The sequence below is a fragment of the Runella salmonicolor genome (assembly GCF_024158025.1).
Lineage (GTDB): Bacteria > Bacteroidota > Bacteroidia > Cytophagales > Spirosomataceae > Runella > Runella salmonicolor.
In genome coordinates, this window is the sequence record NZ_JAMZEL010000008.1 from 201,991 (window position 1) to 225,597 (window position 23,607).

22 protein-coding genes are annotated in these 23,607 nt (G+C 45.3%); 16 read left to right on the forward strand and 6 right to left on the reverse strand.

All coding sequences use genetic code 11. From position 1 onward, the window contains the following. Nucleotides 1-7: 7 nt before the first annotated feature. The 10 genes from ccoN (at nt 8) to NCI00_RS19110 (ending at nt 11,027) form a co-directional block, all read left to right on the forward strand. On the forward strand, nt 8-2,155 hold the full coding sequence (gene ccoN / locus NCI00_RS19065; protein WP_166557898.1) for a cytochrome-c oxidase, cbb3-type subunit I: 2,148 nt from the start codon (nt 8-10) through the stop codon (nt 2,153-2,155). A 66-nt stretch (nt 2,156-2,221) separates the two neighbouring features. Beyond that, nucleotides 2,222-3,283, forward strand: a complete 1,062-nt coding sequence (locus tag NCI00_RS19070) for a cbb3-type cytochrome c oxidase N-terminal domain-containing protein (RefSeq protein ID WP_253530181.1) — start codon at nt 2,222-2,224, stop codon at nt 3,281-3,283. Nucleotides 3,284-3,352: 69 nt separating this feature from the next. Beyond that, the gene (gene ccoG / locus NCI00_RS19075) at nt 3,353-4,765 is read left to right on the forward strand and encodes a cytochrome c oxidase accessory protein CcoG (protein WP_253530184.1); all 1,413 of its coding nucleotides are present in this window, start codon (nt 3,353-3,355) and stop codon (nt 4,763-4,765) included. An 80-nt stretch (nt 4,766-4,845) separates the two neighbouring features. Further along, nucleotides 4,846-5,280, forward strand: coding sequence for a FixH family protein (locus NCI00_RS19080; protein WP_253530187.1), 435 nt, complete (start codon nt 4,846-4,848; stop codon nt 5,278-5,280). Between the two features lie 12 nt (nt 5,281-5,292). Next, complete coding sequence (locus tag NCI00_RS19085; RefSeq protein ID WP_256498278.1) at nt 5,293-5,994, forward strand: sulfite exporter TauE/SafE family protein; 702 nt, start codon at nt 5,293-5,295, stop codon at nt 5,992-5,994. A gap of 234 nt (nt 5,995-6,228) precedes the next feature. Beyond that, nucleotides 6,229-6,426 (forward strand): hypothetical protein, encoded by a 198-nt coding sequence (locus NCI00_RS19090; RefSeq protein ID WP_253530191.1) that lies wholly within the window; start codon nt 6,229-6,231, stop codon nt 6,424-6,426. Beyond that, nucleotides 6,426-6,878 carry a type II toxin-antitoxin system VapC family toxin gene (locus NCI00_RS19095; RefSeq protein WP_253530193.1) on the forward strand — a complete coding sequence of 151 codons (453 nt, stop codon included), beginning with the start codon at nt 6,426-6,428 and terminating at the stop codon, nt 6,876-6,878. Before NCI00_RS19090 ends, NCI00_RS19095 begins: the two co-directional genes overlap by 1 nt. Before the next feature lie 339 nt (nt 6,879-7,217). Next, on the forward strand, nt 7,218-8,579 hold the full coding sequence (gene hemN, locus NCI00_RS19100) for an oxygen-independent coproporphyrinogen III oxidase (protein WP_253530194.1): 1,362 nt from the start codon (nt 7,218-7,220) through the stop codon (nt 8,577-8,579). A 144-nt stretch (nt 8,580-8,723) separates the two neighbouring features. Then, nucleotides 8,724-9,962 carry a PAS domain-containing sensor histidine kinase gene (locus NCI00_RS19105; RefSeq protein WP_253530197.1) on the forward strand — a complete coding sequence of 413 codons (1,239 nt, stop codon included), beginning with the start codon at nt 8,724-8,726 and terminating at the stop codon, nt 9,960-9,962. Between the two features lie 6 nt (nt 9,963-9,968). After that, nucleotides 9,969-11,027: a response regulator gene (locus NCI00_RS19110; RefSeq protein ID WP_253530199.1), complete on the forward strand. Its 1,059-nt coding sequence runs from the start codon at nt 9,969-9,971 to the stop codon at nt 11,025-11,027. A gap of 63 nt (nt 11,028-11,090) precedes the next feature. Here NCI00_RS19110 and NCI00_RS19115 read toward each other — a convergent pair whose 3' ends face one another. Then, a complete protein-coding gene (locus tag NCI00_RS19115) occupies nt 11,091-13,034 on the reverse strand; it encodes an ABC-F family ATP-binding cassette domain-containing protein (RefSeq protein ID WP_253530201.1) in 1,944 nt (647 codons plus the stop codon). Nucleotides 13,035-13,294: 260 nt separating this feature from the next. Here NCI00_RS19115 and NCI00_RS19120 point away from each other — a divergent pair, with 260 nt between their 5' ends. Then, entirely contained in the window at nt 13,295-14,296 is a 1,002-nt protein-coding gene (locus NCI00_RS19120; protein WP_253530203.1) for a GNAT family N-acetyltransferase, read from the forward strand. A 58-nt stretch (nt 14,297-14,354) separates the two neighbouring features. On the opposite strand, the gene NCI00_RS19125 is transcribed toward NCI00_RS19120, so the two are convergent. Then, entirely contained in the window at nt 14,355-16,037 is a 1,683-nt protein-coding gene (locus NCI00_RS19125) for a glutamine--tRNA ligase/YqeY domain fusion protein (protein ID WP_253530206.1), read from the reverse strand. Nucleotides 16,038-16,152: 115 nt separating this feature from the next. Between NCI00_RS19125 and NCI00_RS19130 the strand changes: the two genes are divergently transcribed. The 3 genes from NCI00_RS19130 (at nt 16,153) to folE (ending at nt 17,970) form a co-directional block, all read left to right on the forward strand. Continuing rightward, nucleotides 16,153-16,659, forward strand: a complete 507-nt coding sequence (locus NCI00_RS19130; RefSeq protein WP_253530208.1) for a DUF4199 family protein — start codon at nt 16,153-16,155, stop codon at nt 16,657-16,659. A 236-nt stretch (nt 16,660-16,895) separates the two neighbouring features. After that, nucleotides 16,896-17,312, forward strand: a complete 417-nt coding sequence (locus tag NCI00_RS19135) for a 6-pyruvoyl trahydropterin synthase family protein (protein WP_166557886.1) — start codon at nt 16,896-16,898, stop codon at nt 17,310-17,312. After that, nucleotides 17,275-17,970 carry a GTP cyclohydrolase I FolE gene (gene folE, locus NCI00_RS19140; RefSeq protein WP_253530210.1) on the forward strand — a complete coding sequence of 232 codons (696 nt, stop codon included), beginning with the start codon at nt 17,275-17,277 and terminating at the stop codon, nt 17,968-17,970. The genes NCI00_RS19135 and folE overlap by 38 nt, the downstream gene beginning before the upstream one ends. A gap of 9 nt (nt 17,971-17,979) precedes the next feature. Here the strand turns inward: folE and NCI00_RS19145 are convergent, their stop codons facing one another. The 4 genes from NCI00_RS19145 to NCI00_RS19160 all read right to left on the reverse strand — a co-directional run bounded on the left by NCI00_RS19145 (nt 17,980) and on the right by NCI00_RS19160 (nt 21,719). Next, on the reverse strand, nt 17,980-19,494 hold the full coding sequence (locus NCI00_RS19145; RefSeq protein WP_253530212.1) for a tetratricopeptide repeat protein: 1,515 nt from the start codon (nt 19,492-19,494) through the stop codon (nt 17,980-17,982). After that, nucleotides 19,491-20,120 (reverse strand): Uma2 family endonuclease, encoded by a 630-nt coding sequence (locus NCI00_RS19150; RefSeq protein WP_253530214.1) that lies wholly within the window; start codon nt 20,118-20,120, stop codon nt 19,491-19,493. Before NCI00_RS19150 ends, NCI00_RS19145 begins: the two co-directional genes overlap by 4 nt. 43 nt (nt 20,121-20,163) lie before the next feature. After that, nucleotides 20,164-20,607 (reverse strand): GreA/GreB family elongation factor, encoded by a 444-nt coding sequence (locus NCI00_RS19155; protein WP_253530216.1) that lies wholly within the window; start codon nt 20,605-20,607, stop codon nt 20,164-20,166. 89 nt (nt 20,608-20,696) lie between these two features. Continuing rightward, complete coding sequence (locus tag NCI00_RS19160; RefSeq protein ID WP_253530218.1) at nt 20,697-21,719, reverse strand: aldo/keto reductase; 1,023 nt, start codon at nt 21,717-21,719, stop codon at nt 20,697-20,699. Nucleotides 21,720-21,861: 142 nt separating this feature from the next. Between NCI00_RS19160 and NCI00_RS19165 the strand changes: the two genes are divergently transcribed. Then, nucleotides 21,862-22,608: an SOS response-associated peptidase gene (locus NCI00_RS19165; protein ID WP_253530220.1), complete on the forward strand. Its 747-nt coding sequence runs from the start codon at nt 21,862-21,864 to the stop codon at nt 22,606-22,608. 63 nt (nt 22,609-22,671) lie between these two features. After that, a complete protein-coding gene (locus NCI00_RS19170) occupies nt 22,672-23,577 on the forward strand; it encodes an alpha/beta fold hydrolase (protein ID WP_253530223.1) in 906 nt (301 codons plus the stop codon). Nucleotides 23,578-23,607 lie beyond the last annotated feature (30 nt).

The window sequence follows — 23,607 nt, forward strand, 5'->3', positions numbered from 1 at the left end:
CTAAAGTATGGAACCAATTTCCAAAACGACCGCTACTGTTGAAATGGAAGAGTTCACCTACGATAACGTCATTGTACGGAACTTTGCCATTGCCTCTATCGTGTTTGGGATAGTCGGCATGTTGGTAGGTGTGCTTATTGCTTTTCAGTTAGCATTCCCTGCCCTCAATTTTGACATTTCGTATACTACCTTTGGTAGATTACGACCATTGCACACCAACGCCGTGATTTTCGCCTTTGTCGGCAACGGTTTTTTTATGGGGCTTTATTACTCCGCGCCCCGGATTCTCCGAACCCCCATGTGGAGCCCATTGTTGAGTCAAATCAATTTCTGGGGGTGGCAATTAATCATCGTCGCGGCCGCCATCACTTTACCACTTGGCCTAACCACTGGAAAAGAATACGCTGAGTTGGAATGGCCCATCGACATTGCCATTGCTTTGGTTTGGGTAGCGGGATTGGTTAACTTAGTAATGACGATGGTAAAACGTCGGGTACAGCATATCTACGCGGCCATCTGGTTTTACTTAGCTTCTTTCGTAACGGTTGCCATGCTTCACGTGGTTAACAGTGTAGAATTGCCTATTTCGTTGACCAAAAGTTATTCGTGGTACGCTGGTGTACAAGATGCGTTGGTGCAGTGGTGGTACGGACACAATGCCGTGGCCTTTTTCTTAACCACGCCTTATTTGGGCCTGATGTATTATTTCTTGCCCAAAGCCTCCAATCGCCCTATCTATTCTTATCGTCTTTCGATTGTTCACTTCTGGTCATTGATATTTTTGTACATCTGGGCGGGTCCTCACCACTTGTTGTATACCTCATTGCCCGACTGGGCACAATCGTTGGGGGTGGTTTTTTCCATCATGCTGATTGCGCCTTCATGGGGTGGGATGATCAACGGGCTCTTTACCCTGCGCGGTGCTTGGGATAAAGTACGGGAAGATATTGTGCTAAAATTCATGGTTGTGGCCGTAACCGCCTACGGTATGGCCACTTTTGAAGGGCCGATGCTTTCATTGAAAAACGTTAACGCCATTGCCCACTATACCGACTGGATAGTTGCCCACGTGCACGTTGGTGCCCTGGGTTGGAACGGCTTTATGACCTTTGCCATCATGTATTGGTTGTTCCCCCGTATTTACGGACGGCCTTTATTTTCTCAAAAATTGGCTAATTTCCACTTCTGGATTGGCACGTTAGGCATTATATTCTACGCAGTACCGATGTACTGGGCGGGCTGGACACAGTCGTCGATGTGGAAAGAATTTACGGAAGAAGGTTTCTTAAAATACCCTAACTTCCTCGAAACCGTTACTCAACTTGTTCCTTTCTACGTATTACGTGGTTTTGGTGGTACACTGTACTTGGTAGGTTTCTTGGTAGGTGCTTACAACCTCATGATGACGGCCCTCAACGGCAAACTCATCAGAACCGAAACCGCCCGTTCGGCATCTTTGGCTTCCATCTGGAACCCACCAGCCAACGAATACTGGCACAGCCGTATTTTTGAGCGCAAGCCTGTGTTGTTGACCGTTATTGCCTTAGTTGCCGTAATCATTGGAGGCGTGATTGAGTTGGTTCCGACCTTCATGGTTGAATCCAACGTGCCGACCATCGAAAGCGTGAAACCCTATACTCCGCTAGAATTACATGGCCGTGACATCTACGTTCGTGAAGGTTGCTATACTTGCCACTCACAGATGATTCGTCCGTTCCGGAGCGAAACCGAGCGCTACGGCGAATACTCAAAAGCGGGTGAGTTTGTGTACGACCACCCATTCCAATGGGGCTCAAAACGAACTGGACCCGATTTGCACCGCGTGGGTGCTAAGTATCCAGATTCGTGGCACTTCAACCACATGGAAGACCCCACCAGTATGTCGCCGGGCTCCATTATGCCTAAATACCCTTGGTTGTTGGAAGATGAGCTTGATTTAAGCACTACCTCGGCCAAAATCAGCGCCATGCAAACGTTGGGCGTTCCTTACGAAGAAGGCTACGAGGAAAAAGCCACCGCTGATGCCCAAGAACAAGCCAAGCAAATTGCGGAAAATCTCAAAAAAGACGGTATCAAAGCCAAGTCTGACCGAGAAATTATCGCCCTGATTGCTTACCTGCAACGAATGGGTACCGACATCAAAGCCGCTCAATAATGATCAAAAAATAGCAGTGAGTAATCGCACATTACTCACTGCTATAAACCCAATAGTCTATAAAAAATGAAATTCAGAAACTACCTCCAGGCAATCGACGGAGTGGCCATCTATCCGCTCATTGGGCTGCTCATTTTTACCGGTCTATTTATCGGTTTGGTTTGGTACCTCTTTCGTATGGACAAGCAGACCATCCAAAAGATGAGTAATCTTCCGCTGGAAGACGGCACCGTCCGAAACATCCTCTCCACTTTTCTGCTGCTTTTTGTGACTTCAGGCGCTTTTGCGCAGGCAGAAGCCCCCAAAGCAGGAAACAAAGAATTGGTGACGTACCTTATCTTGATGATTTTGCTGTTGGTCATCGCAGCTGTGGTTGCAGTTTTGGTACAGGTGTTGTTGTTGCTGAAAAAAATCTCGGCAAAAACGCAAACCTCCGAACAAGCAGTTGAAGACCTACGTGGCGACAAAGCACCGCTGTTCAGCGCCCGTTGGTGGCAACGCTGGACGGGCTTCGGGGTTCAGCTCGAAGACGAGCAACGTATCCTTATCACTGGCCACGACTACGACGGAATCCACGAACTCGACAACCGTATGCCACCTTGGCTCGCTTTCCTTTTTCAAGGGACTATCTTGTTCGCCTTTGTGTATTTGATTTATTATCACCTAACGGGCGCAGGAGATTTGCCGATGGCCGAACTTGAAAAAGAAACGCTCGTCATCGAAGCTAAAAAAGCCGCCTTCCTTGAAAAAGCATCGGCCAAAATAAACGAGAATACCGTGACACTTCTTACTGATGCCAAAACCATTGAAGAAGGTAAAGCTATTTTTGCCGCCAATTGCGCCGCCTGCCACGCGGCCGACGGTGGAGGCACGGTAGGCCCGAACCTTACCGACGAATACTGGCTGCACGGTGGCGGCATTAAAAATGTGTTCAAAACCGTCAAATATGGCGTACCCGAAAAAGGGATGATTTCGTGGGAAAAGCAGTTAAATCCGCTCAAAATGCAACAGGTTTCCAGTTACATTATTTCGTTGAAAGGAACAAAACCCGCTAGTCCCAAAGCTCCGCAAGGAGAAGTTTATACCGAAACAACAGCGAAAACGGATAGCACCGTTGCCTTGAAATAACATTGAACGTCAGCATGTTGGTTGTATTCTGACATGCTGACACCCCATTCCACTTTGACATTCTCAACCATGAATCCCCTCGATACACACCCCGATTTTGATGAATCGTTTCGCGATAATTTCGCAGCAGTAGACAACACTACGGGCAAACGAAACTGGTTTTTTCCGCAAAAACCAACGGGAAAATGGCATAATCGCCGCGTGTGGTTCACGATATTCCAACTCAGCGTGATGTTTGGCTTGCCTTTTATTAAGGTCAACGGGCAGCCTTTATTTCTCTTCAATATTTTAGAGCGAAAATTTATCATCTTCGGGATTTTCATCGGGCCACAAGATTATTGGCTCTTTGGACTCATGATGATTTCATTTTTTGTGTTTATCGTTTTGTTTACCACCGTCTTCGGGCGAGTATGGTGCGGATGGGCTTGTCCGCAAACGGTATTCATGGAAATGGTTTTTCGTAAAATCGAGTACGTTATCGAGGGAGATTGGAAAGCACAGCGGGCCTTGGAGAAAGCCCCCTGGAACAACGAAAAAATCGTCAAACGAACCCTCAAAGTGGTGGTTTTTATGACTGTTTCATTTCTGATTGCCAATCTTTTATTGAGCTATTTTGTCGGCGTTGACCGCTTGTGGCGCATTGTTTCGGAGCCTATCACTGAGCACTTGACGCTGTTTTTGGGAATTTGTGCGTTCACGCTGATTTTCTTCTTCAATTTTGCATGGCTACGCGACCAAGCCTGCACCGTTGTATGTCCTTATGGACGTTTACAGGGTGTTTTGTTGGATAAAAATTCAGTCGTGATTGCATACGACTACAAACGCGGTGAACCGCGCGAAAAACTACACAAAGGCAAAGAACGCACCGCTGGCGACTGCATCAACTGCTTTCAATGTGTGAATGTGTGTCCTACCGGAATCGACATCCGTAACGGTACCCAAATGGAGTGTGTCAATTGCACCGCTTGTATCGATGCCTGCGACAACATCATGGAGAAAGTAAATCTGCCCAAGGGTTTGATTCGCTTCGACTCCGAAAACAACATTGCAAGTGGCAAAAGCAAGTTAATAACAACCAGAACCATTGCGTACGCCGTTGTTTTAACGGCATTATGGGTGGCCTTGGGCTACGCCATTCTGACCCGCGACGACACCGAAACCACCATGCTTCGGGTGCCCGGCTCTCGCTACATCGAGAATCCAGACGGTAGCATCAGTAATTTATACACCTTCAAACTTTTCAATAAAACCAATCACGCCATCAACCCCGAAATGCGGATTCTTTTTCCGAAAGGCAGTCTGAAATTTGCGGGGATTCCCAGTTTGCACCTCGACGGAGCAGGGATGGTAGAAGGGTCGGTGTTTATTACCATTCCCAAAACCGAAATTGCCAACCGCAGAACGGAAGTCAAATTGGCTATTTATGCAGGCAGTGAAAAACTGGAAGAGTTTAAAACCACGTTTATTGCACCGGAAGAATAGCGATTGGTGGCTGGTGAACCGTAGGCGGTTTATTTATCTATTACCAGCCACCAACTACTCTCCACAAACTATTTAAAATTATGAAAATCTCTTGGGGTACTGGCATTTGGGTTCTGTATGGCTCGTTTGTCTTGTTGATACTGACGATGGTGGGCATGAGTGTAGTCCAAAAAATAGACTTGGTGACGGATAAGTATTACGAAGAAGAAATACAATACCAAGGTAAAATTGATAAAATCAAAAACGCTAAAAGTTTGGCGGCTCCGCTGGTTTGGGAAGTGACAGACACTGGTATTAAAATCAACTATCCTAAGGAGTTACAAAACATAAGTGGTGTTGTAAACTTCTATTGTCCTTCCGACAACAGTAAAGATTTTAGCGTAAAAATCCAGCCCGATTTAGGGAATACGCAGTACATTCCAACCCAAAACGCGGCAGCGGGGCGTTACAGAATTCAATTCGACTGGAAATCAGGAGAAATGGGGTATTGGAACGAAGGAATCGTAAATTTATAGAAAGTAAATACTATGTTTTACCTCGCATTTACTTTAGGCCTAATGAGCAGTCTCCACTGTGTGGGGATGTGCGGGCCTATTGCGCTGGCGTTGCCGGTTCACCACCGGTCAACGTTCGGAAAAATGCTGGGGATTTTGATGTATAACGCGGGTCGCGCCATTACCTACAGTTTGCTTGGGGTATTGTTTGGATTTGCGGGTAGTGCGTTGAATTTTGGAGGATTGCAGCGTGGCCTCTCGATTGGAACGGGCCTTTTTTTGTTGGGTACGGTGGCGTATTCATCACATTGGCTCGACCAGCTTTCGGCTCCTATACCCTTGCAAAAAGGGGTTCAATGGATAAAAAAGAGGCTGAGTTCGCTGCTTTCTCGTCGAAGTTTCCCTGCATTGTTTCTGCTTGGTACGCTCAATGGTTTATTGCCGTGCGGGCTTGTGTACATGGCACTTATTAGCTCCGTTGCCTTGGGCAACCCGTGGGAGGGGGGGCTATTTATGGCCCTTTTTGGGGCGGGCACGATTCCCGCCATGAGTGCCGTGGCATTTGTAAAAACGTTTATCTCGACCAAATTTCGTAACCAAGCCCGCCGCCTCATGCCCGCTTTTGTGGCGGCGGTGGCGATTTTATTGATTTTACGGGGTCTGGAAGTGAAAGGCTGGCCGATGTTGGGGTTGGAAGCGCGCGAGATTCCTGTTTGTCATGGGGCTGTTAAGTAGGCCAATCCGGGTATCTCGCATCTTAAACACCACGACAAAGTTGCCCGAACTAAAATTCAATTCGTCCGTAGCATCGGCTACCAAAACTATGTTCGGCCAATCGGATGGCATCTTTGTATTCACCAATGGTAGGATACGACATTTTTGTAAAATTGTTTCGGTTTTGTATCTTCGCATCACAGGCTTTGTCCAACAAACCAGCATTGCTTTTTTAAGTTATAAACAGCACTCCCGATGAAAACAAAAACAATAGCCAAGCCTTATTTTCTCAAACTTCCCAAAACCTACGCCGCAGAAGAGATTATTGCGGCAGGAGGTACTACTGCATTTGGCAAACAGACTGGCTATGACCCCAAGAAGTTTTATGACATCAAGGGAGAGGGGCTTTCGAACGAGGAAATCGAACAAGCCCTCAAAATGCTATCAAAATAATGAATTTGCTTTTTGATACCAACATCATTCTTCAGGTAACCCGTAAAGAGGGAGGTTTGGAGCTTCTCAAAAAGCTCAATCCTAACCACCATCTAATTTATATTTCCTTCGTAAACGTAGCCGAAATTCAATCCATTGCCTACCGAAAAGGCTGGAATGAGGTAAAATCAGGACGTCTGGAAGCATTTTTGAACCTTGTTCGGGTAATTGAAGTAAGCGATATTCTGTTACCTTCTTACGTGGGTATAGATGCTTACAGTCAACGTAATCATCCTCACTATGCACATTACCCTTTTCGTACCCCACGAAATATGGGTAAAAACGACCTCTGGATTGCGGCTACGGCCTCGCTTCTCAATCTGGAACTCGTCACCATAGATGGCGATTTTGACCATCTTCAAGGCACTTTTCTAAATCTTCGTAAAATCATACCTGCGTTTTTACAACCCTAAGCCTCCGTTGCTGTGTTTTTCTTTATTTGGTACGTAAGCCCGCCCAATCCCCATTTGTCACGGCGAATAATGTTCTGTGACTTTTGTTACATTTCTGGGCTGAGACTCAACCCCTATGCTTCCTAGCGCCAGCCTTTATGAGTTTAGGTATCAAGCCACCCTGTTCGTTAACTCCTATTAATTAAGGTATTACGACTAATCACTTCTTATTTCCATAAAGATTCGAGGCGCTTTTTCTCTTCAGATTCTCATGACAGTTTTTAGCTATACATGACGATTATCATATTTTACTCGGCCAAAGAAGTTGATTTTTGATAAAGTTACCTTTCAGTATTCACCATGAATAGTCAGCTCTTACAAAAATATAACGTCCCTGGCCCGCGCTATACGAGTTATCCAACGGTGCCTTATTGGGACAAAACCCCTGTAACAGACGAGCGTTGGAAAAACCTCGTAAACGACACTTTTGAAGTAAGCAACGCCACCCAAGGCATCAGTCTTTATATCCATTTGCCATTTTGCGAGCGCCTTTGCACCTATTGCGGCTGCAATACCCGTATCACGGTCAATCACAAAGTAGAGCACCCTTATATTGAGGCGTTGTTGAAAGAATGGCAACTTTACACTGACTTCTTACCCAATCGTCCCCAACTGCGGGAAATTCACTTAGGCGGGGGCACTCCTACTTTTTTTAGCCCCGAAAACCTGAAAAGACTCATTAATGGATTGCTCGCAAAGGCCGATGTTCACTCCGATGCAGAATTTGGGTTTGAGGCTCATCCCGCCAATACAACCGATGAGCACTTAACGGCACTTTACGAAGTAGGTTTTCGACGCATAAGCATTGGTGTTCAGGATTTTAACCCGATTGTCTTAGAGCTTATCAACCGCCCGCAAACCTACGAACAGGTGCAACACCTGACCGAAAAAGCACGCGAAATCGGTTATACTTCGGTCAATTATGATTTAGTGTACGGGTTGCCCCAACAGCAAATCAGTACCGTGGCTAAGACCATCAGTGAAGTGATTCAACTACGCCCCGACCGGATTGCGCTTTATAGCTACGCCCACGTACCTTGGGTAAAACCCGGACAGCGAAAATTTACGGAAGCAGATTTACCCGATGCCGCCAAAAAACTGGCGATTTACGACAATTGTCGGGAAGCTTTAGAAACGGCGGGCTATACCGACATCGGTATGGACCATTTCGCCTTACCAACCGATGGCCTCTACGAAGCCGTTCAACAAAAACGCCTACATCGCAATTTTATGGGTTATACCACCACCCAGACCAATTTGCTGATTGGACTGGGCGTATCAGCTATCAGTGATTGTTGGTGGGGCTATGCACAAAATGAAAAGACCGTTGAGAAGTATTACGAACGACTCAAATCCAACGAACTTCCTTTGTTTAGAGGCCACGTACTGACCCGCGAAGACCTGATACTGCGCCGTCACATCCAACGATTGATGTGCAATTTTGAAACAACTTGGTACGATTCAAAAGAACAGTGTAAAGAGCTGTATGATGCACTTGCCCGATTGGAAGAACCCGAAAAAGATGGGTTGGTCATCATCGAGCCGTATCATCTGGTTGTGACCGAAAAAGGGAGAAATTTTATACGCAACATCAGTATGGCCTTCGATGCCCGCCTTTGGAATGATATTCCACAAACGGCCATTTTCAGTCAGGTATTTTAAAACTGCTCTGAACTCTTAGGGATGATTTTATATAATAAACTTTCAAATACCTGAATATCAATAAAATATCTAATTAAAAATTGGCTATTTTATATACCTATTCAATTAACACTTGCAAAAATCACAATAACCTCCGTATTTGGTATGTTAGAAGTATTTATTCAGCAAACCCAAGCGATGAGAAGACACGTCGAAATGTTACATGCACTCTTTAAAAGTGCAACAGAGGGGATTATTGTGGTAGATTCATGGGGAGAAATTCAGTTGGTAAATCCCAAAGCACAGGCGCTGTTTGGGTATGATGAAGGAGAATTGCTCGGCAAGAAAATTGAGACCCTTATTCCTCAACGGTACGCAAAAAAGCACGTTGATCACCGCATGAATTACGCCCAGCAACCCAAAGCCAGAAGTATGGGCGGCAATTTTGATTTAAAAGCCAAACGCAAAGATGATAGCGAGTTTCCAGTGGAAGTGAGCCTGAGTCCGTTTAGTACCAGCGACGGTGACTACATCGTTAGCTTTATTATTGATATTTCGGAACGAAAAAAACAAGAAGTTGCGCTGCTTGAAGCCCACCACGAAATCCAAAACCTAAACGCTGACTTAGAAAAACGGGTCGAACAACGTACTAGGGAGCTAGCCCGGGCAATGGAAGAGCTCGAACAATCAAAGCAGGAAGTAATGCGGGCCCTCGAAAAAGAGCGCCAACTGAATGATATGAAAACGAAATTTGTGACCATTGCCTCGCACGAGTTCCGCACTCCTTTGGCCACAATCTTGTCATCAGCCTCATTGATTGGGCGTTATGTCCACAGTGAAGAAGATGAAAAACGTCAAAAACACGTTCAACGCATAAAATCGACGGTCAATAATCTGACCGAAATTTTGAACGATTTCTTATCATTGGGAAAACTAGAAGAAGGTCAAATACGGAACGTGCCTGTGGTGTTTAATCTTTACGAATTTTGCAAAGAAATGGTGGATGAACTCCGCTCGGTCTGTAAAGAAAATCAGCAGGTACTGTACGAACATACTGGCGACTCAGAGGTATGCATAGACCGGCATTTACTCAAAAACGTGCTCATCAACCTTATTTCCAATGCCGCAAAATATTCGGGAGAAGGAAAAGACATCTTTTTAAGCACCGAAAAAGTTGATTCAAAGCTCAATATTGTTATTCGGGACCAAGGAATCGGTATTCCTGAGCAAGATGTTCCCTATGTATTTGACCGGTTTTTTCGGGCGCAAAATTCAGGAACCATTCAAGGTACTGGACTAGGGCTCAACATTGTATACAAATATGTTCAGTTGATGAATGGTGATATTCACCTTGACAGTAAGCTCAATGAAGGTACCCGTGTTTCTCTTGTACTTCCCACTTAATAGTAAATGAAAACAATCCTGTTGATAGAAGACAATCCCGATATGCGGGATAATACGACCGAAATTCTGGAGTTGGCTCACTACAATGTGATAACGGCAGAAAACGGGAAACAAGGCATAAAATTGGCGCAAGAAAGCAGTCCTGACCTTATCATCTGCGACATTATGATGCCAGAGCTGGATGGCTATGGCGTGCTTCATTTACTCAGCAAAGAGCCTTCTACGGCTAGTATTCCGTTTATTTTTCTAACCGCAAAGGCCGAAAAAAATGACTATCGTAAGGGAATGACGCTGGGGGCCGACGATTACCTCACCAAACCCTACGACGATGTTGAGCTATTAAGTGCCGTTGAAACGCGCCTGCGGAAAAACAACCTGCTCAAAACCGAATATTCACGTACGGAGGAAGGCCTTTACCAATTTTTGAACGAAGCCAAATCTTTTGAATCCCTCAAAAAACTTTCGGAAAATAAGAAAACGAAGCTCTTCAAGAAACGAGAAATTATATATTCGGAAGGCAATTATCCCAACGCGGTTTATTTCCTAAAAAGTGGAAAAGTTAAGAATTTCAAAACCAATGAATTTGGGAAAGAATACATCATCGAACTGCATAAGCCCGGTGATTTTTTTGGGTATTTGGATTTGCTGGAAAACACCGCCTACCAAGACTCGGCGGTTACGCTTCAAGACAGTGAAGTGGTGATTATTCCCAAAGATGAGTTTAACTCCTTGTTGTACAACAACCGTGATGTAGCCTCAAAATTCATCAAAATCCTTTCCAATGAAGTACGGGAGCGCGAAGAACGCCTGCTGAAATTGGCCTATAACTCAGTGCGTAAACGCGTGGCCGAATCGCTCATTATGCTGGCTAACCGCTATCAGGAGGACAAAACCAAGCATTTTGCGATCGCCATTACCCGCGAAGATTTGGCAAGCATTGTAGGAACAGCGACTGAAACGGTGATTCGCACGCTGTCGGATTTCAAAGAAGAATCACTCATCGAAATGAAGGGTAGTCTCATCACGGTGCTAGATTATGAAAAATTGGCTCGAATGAGAAACTAGCCCGAATGACAAACGTCGGCGAGGTTCAAAACCTCGCCGACGTTACACACAGACGTTGTATTTCTACCCCAAAGCCTCCACCTCCAGCACTGCCTGCTCCCAGTTCTCGGTTGATTTATCTATTTTTTGCTTGATGTCGGCGTATTGGCGGTTGAGTTCGGCCAACTTGGTCGGATTGCTGTAAACAGATTCATTTGCCAATTTCGCTTCTATTTCCGTCTTACGTTTTTCTAGTTCATCAATCTCTTTTTCGAGCTGATTCACTTTATTTTGAAGCTGTTTGAGCGCCTGCCCGTTTGAGCTTCCATTATTTTTCGACGGAGCAGCGGGAGCCGCTGGAGCGGTTTTTATGGCGTTCATTGATGCCAAGCTCGTCATAACAGCCTCTTTCCCTTTGGTTGTCTCTTCTTCTCCCCGCTCTTCCTGCCACCATTCGTATTCTTGATACGTGCCTGGGTATTCTTTTACTTCGCGATTGTCGATGTACCAAATTTTGCTCGCAATGGCTTCCACAAAAAAACGGTCGTGAGAAACCACCACAAAAGAGCCTTCATACTGGCGCAGCGCTTGAATCAGAATATTGACCGATTGCATGTCTAAGTGGTTGGTAGGCTCATCAAGCAGCAGGAAGTTGGCTTCCGATACCAGTACCTTTGCCAACGCTACCCGGGATTTTTCGCCTCCAGAAAGGACCTTTATTTTTTTAAAAACATCCTCGCCCGTAAACAGAAAACATCCCAAAATGGTCCTACATTCTGTTTCACTCTTGGTTGGGTTAGCATATTTAAGTTCTTCCAGAATCGTATGCTCAATATTCAGTGATTCCAACTGGTGCTGAGCATAAAACGTAAAAAGTACGTTATGACCTAATCGCCGCTCACCTTCAATGGGTTCGGTACCAGCAATGACCCGCAGGAGCGTCGATTTTCCTTTTCCATTGGCTCCGATGAGGGCGATTTTGTCGCCCCGTTCCATCGAAATTGTGGTATTTTTGAGGATTTCTTTTTCTCCGTATGCTTTCGAAACGTTTTCGAGTTGCAGCACATGGCGCCCCGGTTGGGTGGTAAACTGGAATCGAAAATGCACTTTTGCATTTTCATCGACCACCGCCTCTACGCGGTCCATTCTATCCAACATTTTGGCGCGGCTTTGGGCCTGTTTTGCTTTGGTTGCTTTGGCCTTAAAACGCTCAATGAAACGCTCCGTTTGGCGTATTTTGGCCTGTTGGTTCTCGTAGGCTCCCTTTTGAATCTCGTTACGAAGGGCTTTTTCTTCGATGTAAAAAGAATAATTGCCGCCGTAATAATTCAACTTTTGGTTGCTAACTTCTACCATTGTATCGCAGACATTATCCAAAAACTCCCGGTCGTGAGAAACCACAATCACGGCATTTTCATAACTCTGCACGTATTTTTCCACCCACTGAATCGATGGTAAGTCCAGGTGGTTGGTGGGCTCATCGAGCATCAACAGCGAGGGCTTTTGGAGCAGCAATTTGGCGAGCATCACGCGCATACGCCACCCTCCCGAAAACAGTCGCAGTGGTTTTTGTAAATCGGCCGTAGAAAAACCGAGACCTTCCAAAATTTCTTCTGCTTTTGATTGGATAGAATAGCCATCCAAAGCTTCAAATTCTTCCTGAATGCGGGCGAGCCGGTCCACCAATTTATCTTGATAATTGACCTCCATTTCGTGAATGACCGCATCCATCTGCCGTTGGAGTTCGTTGGCGCGCTCAAAAGCCTGCATCGCCACCGACAAAATAGAATCGTCACTTTGGTACGAAAGCAAATCTTGATTCAAAAATCCGATGGTACAACCGCCTGATTTTGAGATATGTCCAGCATCGGGCTGATAATTACCCACAATTAAATGCAATAAAGTAGACTTGCCCGTTCCGTTCAAACCAATAAGGCCAATTTTATCTTTGGGCTTGATGTGGAGCGAAGCGTTTTCGTATAATGCCCGGTCGCCGAGATAATACGATAAGTTAGTTATTGAAATCATGCCGCAAAGTTAGTGTATTTTTTGCCTCCTTGCCCGACTTGTTCAAGTGGAATCAAAGCTATTCTTTCTAAAAATGAATAATTACGGCCCAAAAAGCACCAACTTTTAACGTTAAAAACCGTCTTTAAACCAAATGAAAAGACTTTGGCATCAAATAAAGCAATTCCGTTTGTCGCCTTTCGTTAAAACCATCAATGAAATAAGAAAGCCCTATAAGACAAGCCGAGATTTTATATCTTTGTCGATTAAGCAAGCCTCGAATGCAATTTTCAATACCTCAACATACGGTGACGCCTTCTCTGCTACGCAATTATACTGCGTTGGTGGTACAGAACAATCCCGACATTTTGCACCGTTTCCACATTCGGTGGCCGTTGTGGCTGTTCAATACTCCTTTGCACGTAAAACACCAAACGGCTTCAGAGGTGTACACGTTTATCCTGACCGATACCGCCACCCAAACCGAAGCTTTCGGGGTTTTTCATTTATTCATTCAGCAACAATCAGGAGTCAGCCCGTCGCAAGCCTCATTTGGGTCGTTTGAAATTGCAGAACGCATCAGCCATACCGAATTTGCAGAGTGGTTGACGGGCATTGAAGATTTTGCCAAAAAGCTGGGAATCAGCAGTCTGCGCATCAAGCATTATCCTACGGGTTATAATCCCTCACGCAGTACTTTTGTGCGAAGGGGGCTTTTAAGGCGTGGTTTTGAACTGACTCAGAGCATAGAAAATCAGTTCATTCCAGTCACCCAAACCAACTTTGAGGAAGGGCTTCACGCTTCTGAGCGCCGCCGCTTACGCAAGTGCTTACGGGCGGGGTTTCGTTTTGAGGAATGGCTCAACCCGCCAGCGCGTGAGGTCTATACGTTCATTAAGCACAACCGTCAATTATTAGGGTATTCGCTTTCGTTCAGTTTTGAGCAATTGCAACTGTGGCTTAGTGTTTTTGCACAGCATTTCCGCGTGTTTTGCGTCAAAGATGGCGACACATTGGCCTCACTTTCGGTTACGGTGCGTGTAGGAGAGTCGGTGTTGTATAACTTCTGTCCCGCCGACAACCTGACGTATCGTACGTTCAGTCCCGCCGTGTTGCTCAATAAAGGACTATACGGGGAGTGCCAACAAAAAGGAATCTCACTCTTGGATTTAGGAATCTCCGTCAATGAAGCGGGGGAACTAAAACCCAGTTTGAAGCGATTTAAGGAGAATTTAGGCGCAAAAAACTGTGACAAATACGTTTTTTATAAAAATTTGCTCTAAACAAAAACGTCGGCAGTGCTTGGTGCGCTGCCGACGTTGCGAATGACAATATTTAGTTCTATTTCGCTGCTACTTTTCCCCACGTGTCTTTCAATCCAACGGTACGATTAAAAACCAAATGGTCAGCGGTACTGTCTGTATCAAGGCAAAAATACCCTTTACGCATAAATTGAAACTTCGCGCCTATCGCGGCTTCTTTCAATGCAGGCTCGGCATAGCCCGTAATGACCTGCAACGAATTGGGATTAATATGGTCTTTAAAATCCCCTTCGGCGGTTGAAAGGTCTTCCACAGTGAAAAGTCGGTCGTATTCTCGAATCTCGATGGGCAAAGCTTCGTTGACCGACACCCAATGCAGTGTGCCTTTTACGTTGATGCCTGAGGTATCGCTACCGCTTTTGCTGTTTTCGATGTATGAGCAGTGCAATTCGGTCACATTTCCTGCTTCATCTTTGACAAAATCGTCACACTTGATGATATAAGCACTTTTGAGGCGAACCATCTGCCCTGGAGCTAAACGGAAGTATTTTTTGGGAGCTACTTCCATAAAATCATCCCGTTCCACGTAAATCTCGCGACCGAAAGGAATCTCACGTATACCGCTGTTGGGGTCTTCAGGGTTGTTTTCGCTGTGGCAAATCTCCACCTGACCTTCGGGGAAATTGGTAATAATTACTTTGAGCGGGTCAAGCACAACCATCCGGCGCTCGGCCACTTTGTTGAGATGTTCGCGAATACAAAATTCCAGCAAACTTACATCAATCAGGTTGTCGCGACGGGCTACCCCAATGCGGTCACAAAACTCACGAATAGACTCTGGTGTATATCCTCGACGACGCAAGCCCGAAATCGTGGGCATTCGTGGATCATCCCAGCCTGTTACATGTTGTTCGTTGACCAATTGGAGGAGTTTCCGTTTGCTCATTACGGTATACGTAAGGTTCAGACGCGCAAACTCATATTGTTTTGACGGAAATATTTCTAATTTTTCGATGCACCAATCGTACAAATCACGGTGAGGAATAAATTCTAATGTACAAATAGAATGCGTGATTTTTTCGATTGAATCCGATTGTCCGTGGGCAAAATCGTACATTGGATAAATGCACCATTTGTCGCCCGTACGATGGTGATGCGCAAATTTGATGCGGTAAATCACCGGATCGCGCATGATCATGTTCGGGGCCGCCATGTCGATTTTGGCCCGAAGTGTGCGGGTTCCTTCGGCAAACTCACCGTTTTTCATGCGCACAAACAACGCTTCATTTTCCTCTGGTGTGCGGTCACGGTAGGGGCTATTGGTTCCTGGCTCGGTGGGTGTTCCCTTCTGCGCCGCCATTTGTTCCGACGTAGATTCGTCCACGTACGCCAGTCCTTTACGGATTAGCAACAATGCATACTCGTACAAAGAATCAAAATAATCAGAGGCATAAAATTCATTAACCCACTGAAAACCTAGCCATTGTACATCATTCTTGATGGAGTCTACGTATTCGGTATCTTCCGTCACAGGGTTGGTGTCGTCAAAACGAAGGTTTGTTCCTCCGCCGTATTTTTGGGCAACGCCAAAATTAAGGCAAATCGACTTGGCGTGGCCAATGTGTAAATAGCCGTTTGGCTCGGGTGGAAAGCGCGTTAAAACTCGCCCTCCGTGTTTACCGTTACGGAGGTCTTCCTCGATGATTTGCTCGATGAAGTTAAGTGATTTTTCTTCGGTAGGTTCTTTGCTGATTTCACTCATGTGGCTCTGGTGACTGGTGGTAATTCGCAAAAGTAGTATAATTCGTTCTCATCAAGGAGGGGTGGGCAGGGAAAAATAAGAGAAAATACCTAAGTTTGCCTACTTTTTTAAACCTATGATATTTTCTGGAATGAACAATACCCTCAAATTCGCCATTTACATCGTTGTTTTCAGTCTTATTTGGTTGGTTGGAGAAAAATTAATCGGTTATCAAAATACAATTGTTGACTGGCTGCCCTTCACAAGTTTGCTTTGGTTAATCCTGATTGGAGTATTTTACATTGTCTTTCTGCGCAGCACGCGTCGACAGGCCACAAAGGTAGTCTATAATACAAACGTCAAGTTGCTACTCACCCTAAGTATCTACTGGCTGCTCGCTTTTGGATTAATAAAATGGGTTTATTTTTTATTTGTTAATCCTGATTATTTTAATGACCTCATTATTCGGGGCCGGGAATGGCTCACTCTGACCGCTACCTCGGAAGAGAACTTTGAAAACGCCACCCGTATGATGGATGATTTTCTGCAATTGCCTGTCTATTTGGGTATTACTACCGCCGTTCAACTTATTTTCTGCTTAATTTACGCCTTTTTATTCCCTGCTTTTGTCAAGAACAAATAGAGTCTTGTCGATTATTTTTTTGATTAAACGTTCTGATTATCACGTCTTTTCTTCTGATAGTGCAACTTTTTTAAAACTATTTTCGGAAGAACGCCGTTTATAATGCAGTTGAAAACGATACTTACCCAAGGGCTTTGGTACCACGCCCAACGGTCGAGAGGGTGTTGCAGACAAACTTTCTGACGACTCCTCGGCGCGCTCGTACATACAACGCTGCAACTTACTAACATATTGGAATGAGCAATCAACGGGTGGCGGTCTTCCGAAAGACCCACTTCAATGCTGCGCATCGACTCAACAATCCGGCTTGGTCGGAGGAGGAAAACGCACGCATTTTTGGAAAATGCAATTTGCCGAACTACCACGGTCATAATTATGAGCTGATTGTCCGGGTAACGGGAGAGGTAGACCCGAATACCGGCTACGTTGTAGATTTGAAATGGCTGAACGATTTGATAGAGCACAATGTTCTGCAAAAGTTCGACCACAAGAATCTGAATCTTGACACGGAAGAGTTTAAACACCTGAATCCCAGTGCCGAGAACATTGCAATTGTGATTTACAACATCCTGCGTGGGCATTTACAATCCACTTTTGATTTGAAAATAAGACTATATGAAACCGAACGAAACTTTGTGGAATACCCCGCGTGAGGCTGCCACTTTCGTTGATTTAAACATTGACGAATGGGGCGACGACCACAGCTTAAGTGCCTACGATACACCCATGCGCGAAGATGCTTTTGAGCTGAGCGATGTTGAAAAAGTAGCAAAAATTGAGCTGCATTTTAAAGAAATAATGGAGACCTTGGGTCTTGACCTAACCGATGATAGCCTAAAAGGAACACCTCATCGGGTGGCTAAAATGTACGTAAAAGAGATTTTTAGCGGCCTGAACCCTAAAAATAAGCCCAAAGCCACCCTTTTTGAAAATAAATACAACTATAATGAAATGCTCGTGGAGAAAGACATTAGTTTTTACTCCAACTGCGAGCACCACTTTGTACCCATTTTTGGCAAAGCCCACGTAGCTTATATTTCAAGCGGCAAGGTGATTGGACTTTCAAAACTGAACCGTATTGTTCAGTATTTTGCCAAACGCCCTCAGGTACAGGAGCGTTTGACGGTACAGATCGGCAAGGAATTGCAACAAATTCTCCAAACCGAAGACGTGGCCGTAGTAATGGATGCCAAGCATTTGTGCGTTGCTTCGCGCGGCATACAGGATGATACAAGCACCACTATCACCTCTTTTTACGGCGGCAAATTCAAAGAAGATGCTACCAAAAATGAGTTTTTGAAGTATTTGTAATATCAAATATTACTCTACACCCATCAACGTCAAGGCAGCGCGGGCTTTATTGTCCACGCTGTTTTTGTATTCGTGCTTCGGGTAATTAAGGGCTTGCTTGAAATGATAAATGGCCTTGGCGTTGTTGCCTTTTGCCTGATACATATAGCCCAATTGCAACGCTGAAGTGGCCCCAAAATACAAACTCTGCGCCTGGCTGAGCGCAATGGCGCGTTCATAATGCACGATGGAAGAATCAGGACGATTTTGGCGTTGAAGAGTACGCCCCCAACGATAATGAAATTCGGCTTTATCGTAGAGCGTGGTAAAAAAAGTTTCTTGATACGGTTTCAAAGCAGAGGCTGCTTCCTGTAAATATCCCCCATCAAACGCCAATCGGGCTTTCATTAAGGCTTTCTGTTGTCCCGAAACTTCTTTCTTTCGGAAGCTTTTGGCGAATTTTTCCGCAAATTTATCGGCTTCCACGTAACTCGTTCCAACGGTCAGGACGCGCTCCAAATAGGGCATTGCCACAGCTTCTTCACCTTCCAGCCAATGGCTCAAAAACAATTTCAGGTGCGTATCTTTCAGGTAATTTTGGCCTTTATACTGTGCCAGAAATCGTTTCAAGTGTGTACGTGCTTCGTCGTATTGACCTTTTTGAAGTAGAATTTCTCCTTTCAGGTATTCCAAAAAAGGAAACGCCAGATAGCCACTGCCAACGGGCCGCTGATTTAGTAATTTTAGGGCCTGCTCTCCGCGTCCGTCCTTCATTGAGATTGTTGTTCCGAAAAAATGGAGCAGTAAATTATCCTTTTCACCGTTAACAAAGCCCAAAAGCGCCGCGTTTTGCGGTTCAGTGTAAGTGAGGATATATGCGTGCAACAGCAACTCAACCAGTCTTGCTTCGGGGCCAAACAATTTGTCTTTTTGAATAATGGCCTTGATTTCACGCATTCCCTGCGGAATATTGCCGCGCAAGCCTAGCAGTTTGGTGACCCACTGAAAGTTTTGCGGAGCCGAACCAATCAATACATGAAGCATCCCCAATGACTTGTAAGTAGAGATAAAATCGGGATATTTTTTGGCATTTTCTTCCAGTAGCCGATACGCCTTGATAATATCCCAACACGCGCTGACTTCTTTGCCGAATTTCAATTTGATAAACGCCCAATGCAGACGAATTTCGGCCTGATATAATCGCTGATAAGGCGAACTCGGGGGCAACTCTTCCAAAAACGCCAAGCGTTTGTCTTGATTGGGAGACAATTGTTCAAACAAACGTTTTTCGTCGCTTACCAACAAAGTGACCATATCGGCGTAATTTTCCACATACACGGCAAAGGCTTTTTGCGGCCCAGTATTTTTTTCTTTTTGCAGCAGCGCCCTTGCGGAGGTAACTTTCAACTTAAACACATCAGCGTACGCATCTTGAAGCGTGGGCGTAATTTGGTACGGATTACTTTGCCCAAAGGAAGGAAGACGAGAAAAGAAGAAGCAAAGAAAAAAGGCAAAAAGGCCGGTGAATAAAACTCCCTTTTTCACAACTTAAAACCTTCTTTTTGAAGCAGTTGTTCAAGTGAGAATTGATATTCACCCAGCAAACTAACATTTTTTTTCCAAGTCGAAATAATGCCATCTTGCCCTGCCAGCGACACAAACTGTTGTTTTGTTCCTGAAAAAAACCAAATCACTTCCCGAACCCCGAAATCTAACAATTTTTTGGTTTTAATGCCGTAATAATCCATTTCTGAAATCCCGAAATCGGTCGTATCGGCCTGTATATCTACTTCTATGACCGCTAAGGGTGGAATTTCGAAGTATTTATCTTTAAAAGCATGATTTTGCAAAGCTGCCTTTTCGTAAATCACAATATCAGATGAAACGTTGCTACGTTTTTTGAGATGAAAGCCCACTTCGTTAGTGATAACGAAATAGGCATCTTCATCTAAATTTTTCAACAAATATTTCATCAAAACGCCAATAATTATTGCTTGGGTGTCGCTTTCGCCCATAATTTCTTCCTTCGTTTTCAGTTGATTTAATACATCTTTATAGCCCCGATAGTACATGGGTTTTCCGTCGTATTCTTCATAAATCAACGATTTCGGGATTTCATGCTTGGCAAATTTGGTCCGAATGCGTTTGCGTTTGGTGGAGACTGCTACCATGTCAATTCCTGTTTTTCTAAATCAAAGATAGAAAAATAAACCACTACCCTAGCTCTTCAATGAGACATTTCTTTTGCTGAAACAGGAAGCTGTCGCCGCGTTGTTTTCCCATCAGCGAAGCGCCCAGCGGCGATTGTGGCGACACCGCGATGACTCTTGTTCCCGCCATATCTAGCAGCCCTACGCTCACGGCCACAAAGAAATAACCCGCTGTGGTTTTGACCAACGTACCCAATCCTACGCGTTGAAAATGAAACAACGGGTCGATGCGGTCCAGCACAGCGCGCTCCTGACGAATCTGGTCGTACAACTGGGCGTGGCGGTCTCGTTCGTTTTGGGCCATGGCCCGCGCAGTTTCGTACTTATCTCCCGCACTGCTTTTGGTTTCTTCGTTGGCTGAGCTTTGGGCAGATTGCATGGCATCCAATGCAGCCTGCATTCGAGCATCCAAATGCGCTTTTAAACGTTCCAGAATGGCTAATTTCATAATTGGTGTTATTCGTTTGACTATGAAATAACAAGAACAAAGAATACATTTCCTTGTACTGTTCTCCATGTTGTCGGGCCTCCGCTGTATTACAATCGGTGATTAATAATTTGGTCGTACATCCCTGCGAATGCCGACTGTTTTACCCCTTCCGAAGAAAGAAAATCGTGCGGAAAACCCAGTTCTATTTTGCTGAGTTCATTTAGCCGATGCATCATTTCGTCGGGGATGGTTGAATCAAGGCTTTTGAGAGAATCTTGCAATTGCTCCACGCGACGGGCCCCGATGATGGGCATGACGTTAGAAACCCGTTGCCGGGCCCAATTGATGGCCACCTGTGTGGGGGTTACGCCCAACTCATCGGCGATTTCTACCACGGCTTGGGCAATCTCCTGACTGCGTTCGTTGCGTCGGAGGCTATTTTCGGGCACGCGCCCGCCTTCTCCGCGTAGGTATTTGCCCGTCAGCGCCCCGCCGCCAATCACCCCCCAAGGTGTTACGGCCATATCTAGGGCTTTGGCCATGGGCAACAAATCGCGTTCAGCGCCCCGTTGTAGCAACGAATACTCAATCTGCAAAGCCGCAAATTGACTCCAGCCACGCAGTTCGGCAAGCATATTAGCCCGCGAAATCACCCAAGCAGGCGTGTCAGAAATACCGATGTAATGCACTTTCCCACTCCGCACCAAGTCGTCCAATCCGCGCATTACTTCCTCTACGGGTGTGGTAAAATCCCACATGTGAACCCAAAACAGGTCGATATAATCAGTATTGAGGCGTTTTAAACTTTCGTTGAGCGAACGAACCATATTTTTGCGATGGTTTCCAGCGTAGTTGGGGTCACCGTCGCGGTCCATAAGGGTATATTTGGTAGCGAGCACAAAATGGTCGCGGTCGGAAGCGATAAAATCTCCTAAAAATTTCTCCGAAGTCCCTTCGGTGTAGCGATTGGCCGTATCTATAAAATTACCGCCAGCATTGGCATACATGTCAAAAATTTTCTTACTTTCATGCTTATCAGCGCCCCATCCCCATTCGGTTCCGAAGGTCATGGTGCCAAGACAAATTTCTGAAACACGAAGGCCTGATTTTCCCAATAATTTGAATTTCATAGTGATGAAGTTTGTTAGGTGAATAAAGCACACGCGTTGTCGGATGAGACGTTACTCTTTTAAAAGCTGACCGACAAAATCGGCTTTTCTTTCCCGCAAATCTGCGTTTTTGCTCAAAATTACGGATAAAACTCGGTTAATTATGTGTTTTCATAATTCGTTAACAGCCACCGTTGCAGAAGTAGAGAAACGTTTCGAAGCTACTTCAGAAGTTAAGCAAGCTGATCTTCAGCCTGTCTACCACGGAAATGGGTTTGATTATCCCACTTGGCCCGTGATTACTGCGCAAGCCCCACAAACCATCCAACTGTTTCGTTGGGGGCTGGTGCCGCGTTGGGTAAAATCCAAAGAAGAAGCCGAAGAAATACGGGCCAATACGCTCAATGCCAAGGTTGAAACGCTGGCTCAAAAACCCTCTTTTAAATACGCCCTTCGAGAATCCCAGCGTTGTCTTGTACCTTCTACGGGATTTTTTGAATGGCAAACCGTGGGCAAACAAAAATACCCTTACTACATTCGGTTACGCAATCAACCACTTTTTGCCATGGCGGGAATCTGGGAAAGTTGGCACAATCCCGACTTCGCTGATGATGTTTGGAACACCTTTAGCATTATCACCACGGAGGCCAATCCCATGATGGCGCGTATTCACAATACCAAGCAACGAATGCCTTTGCTTCTATTGCCGGGTAGTGAATCCCTTTGGCTTCAATCCGATTTGGATAGCTCGGCCCTGAAAGAAATAGCCCGTCCGCTGGACGACAGCCTGATGGAATCGTTTACAATCGGTCGGTTGATTAGCAATCGTAAAACTGATTCAAATGTCCCTGACGTAAACAAACCGCACCTTTATCCTGAATTATCGCAACAACAATTGTCGCTATTTTAGCGTTTTATAAAGCAACAATTGCGAATAACTATCGCTGAATTAACCTAAACAGTAACCATTCTCATGCTAAGAAAAATATGCCTTTGGGCCTGTGTTTGCGGATTGTGCTGGGGGCTTTCTTCCTGTTTTCGTTCGTGGCGCAAAAATGAACGTGACCTTCGCAAGCATTACGCAAACAAACCCGTTCGACCTACTTATTATACCATTCAAAACGACAGCCTTCGGCTGTTTGTTGCCACCACTGGTGCCGATACGCTGCCGCCGCTCCTGCTCATCCACGGTGCACCGGGGGCGTGGTACGGTTATCTCAATATGGTGGATGACAGCATTTTGCAGAGCAAATACCACATCATTGCCGTTGACCGACTAGGGTATAATCATTCAAAACACCGCAAAAAACGCATCGTTACGTCCATTGATTTGCAGGCCCGGGCGGCCGCGTTGGCCTTGTCGCTCAACCATTCCCGTCAAAAAGGAGTGTTGCTTGGTCGCTCTTACGGAGCACCCATTGCGGCCAAAATTGCGATACTCAATCCCCAACGATTCAATAAATTGGTGATGCTGGCCCCTGCCATCGACCCCACCAAAGAAAAATTCTGGTGGTTTTCAAAGCCCGCTAAATGGTGGATAGTTAGGATGTGGCTCCCGCATCGTATTAATCTGGCGTCGTTTGAAAAATTTGCCCACGCTAAGGAATTAGAGAAACTGGCAGACGAGTGGCCAATGCTCCAAGTGCCAACGACCGTGGTGCAAGGAGGTAAAGATTGGATTGTAGACCCGACAAATCTTGATTTTGCCCGCATGAAACTTGCCAAAAAGGAAGCACAATTTATCTTCTTGCCCAATGCAGGTCATTTAATTTCGTATTCTCATCCAGATTTGGTTCGCGAATTGGTCATCACACCTTTTCAACACCCATCAGCCTCTATGACCTCCGTACAGGTGGGGACGAACGAAGACCACAAATAAGTAGGTATCTTTGAGGGAACGCCCATTTGT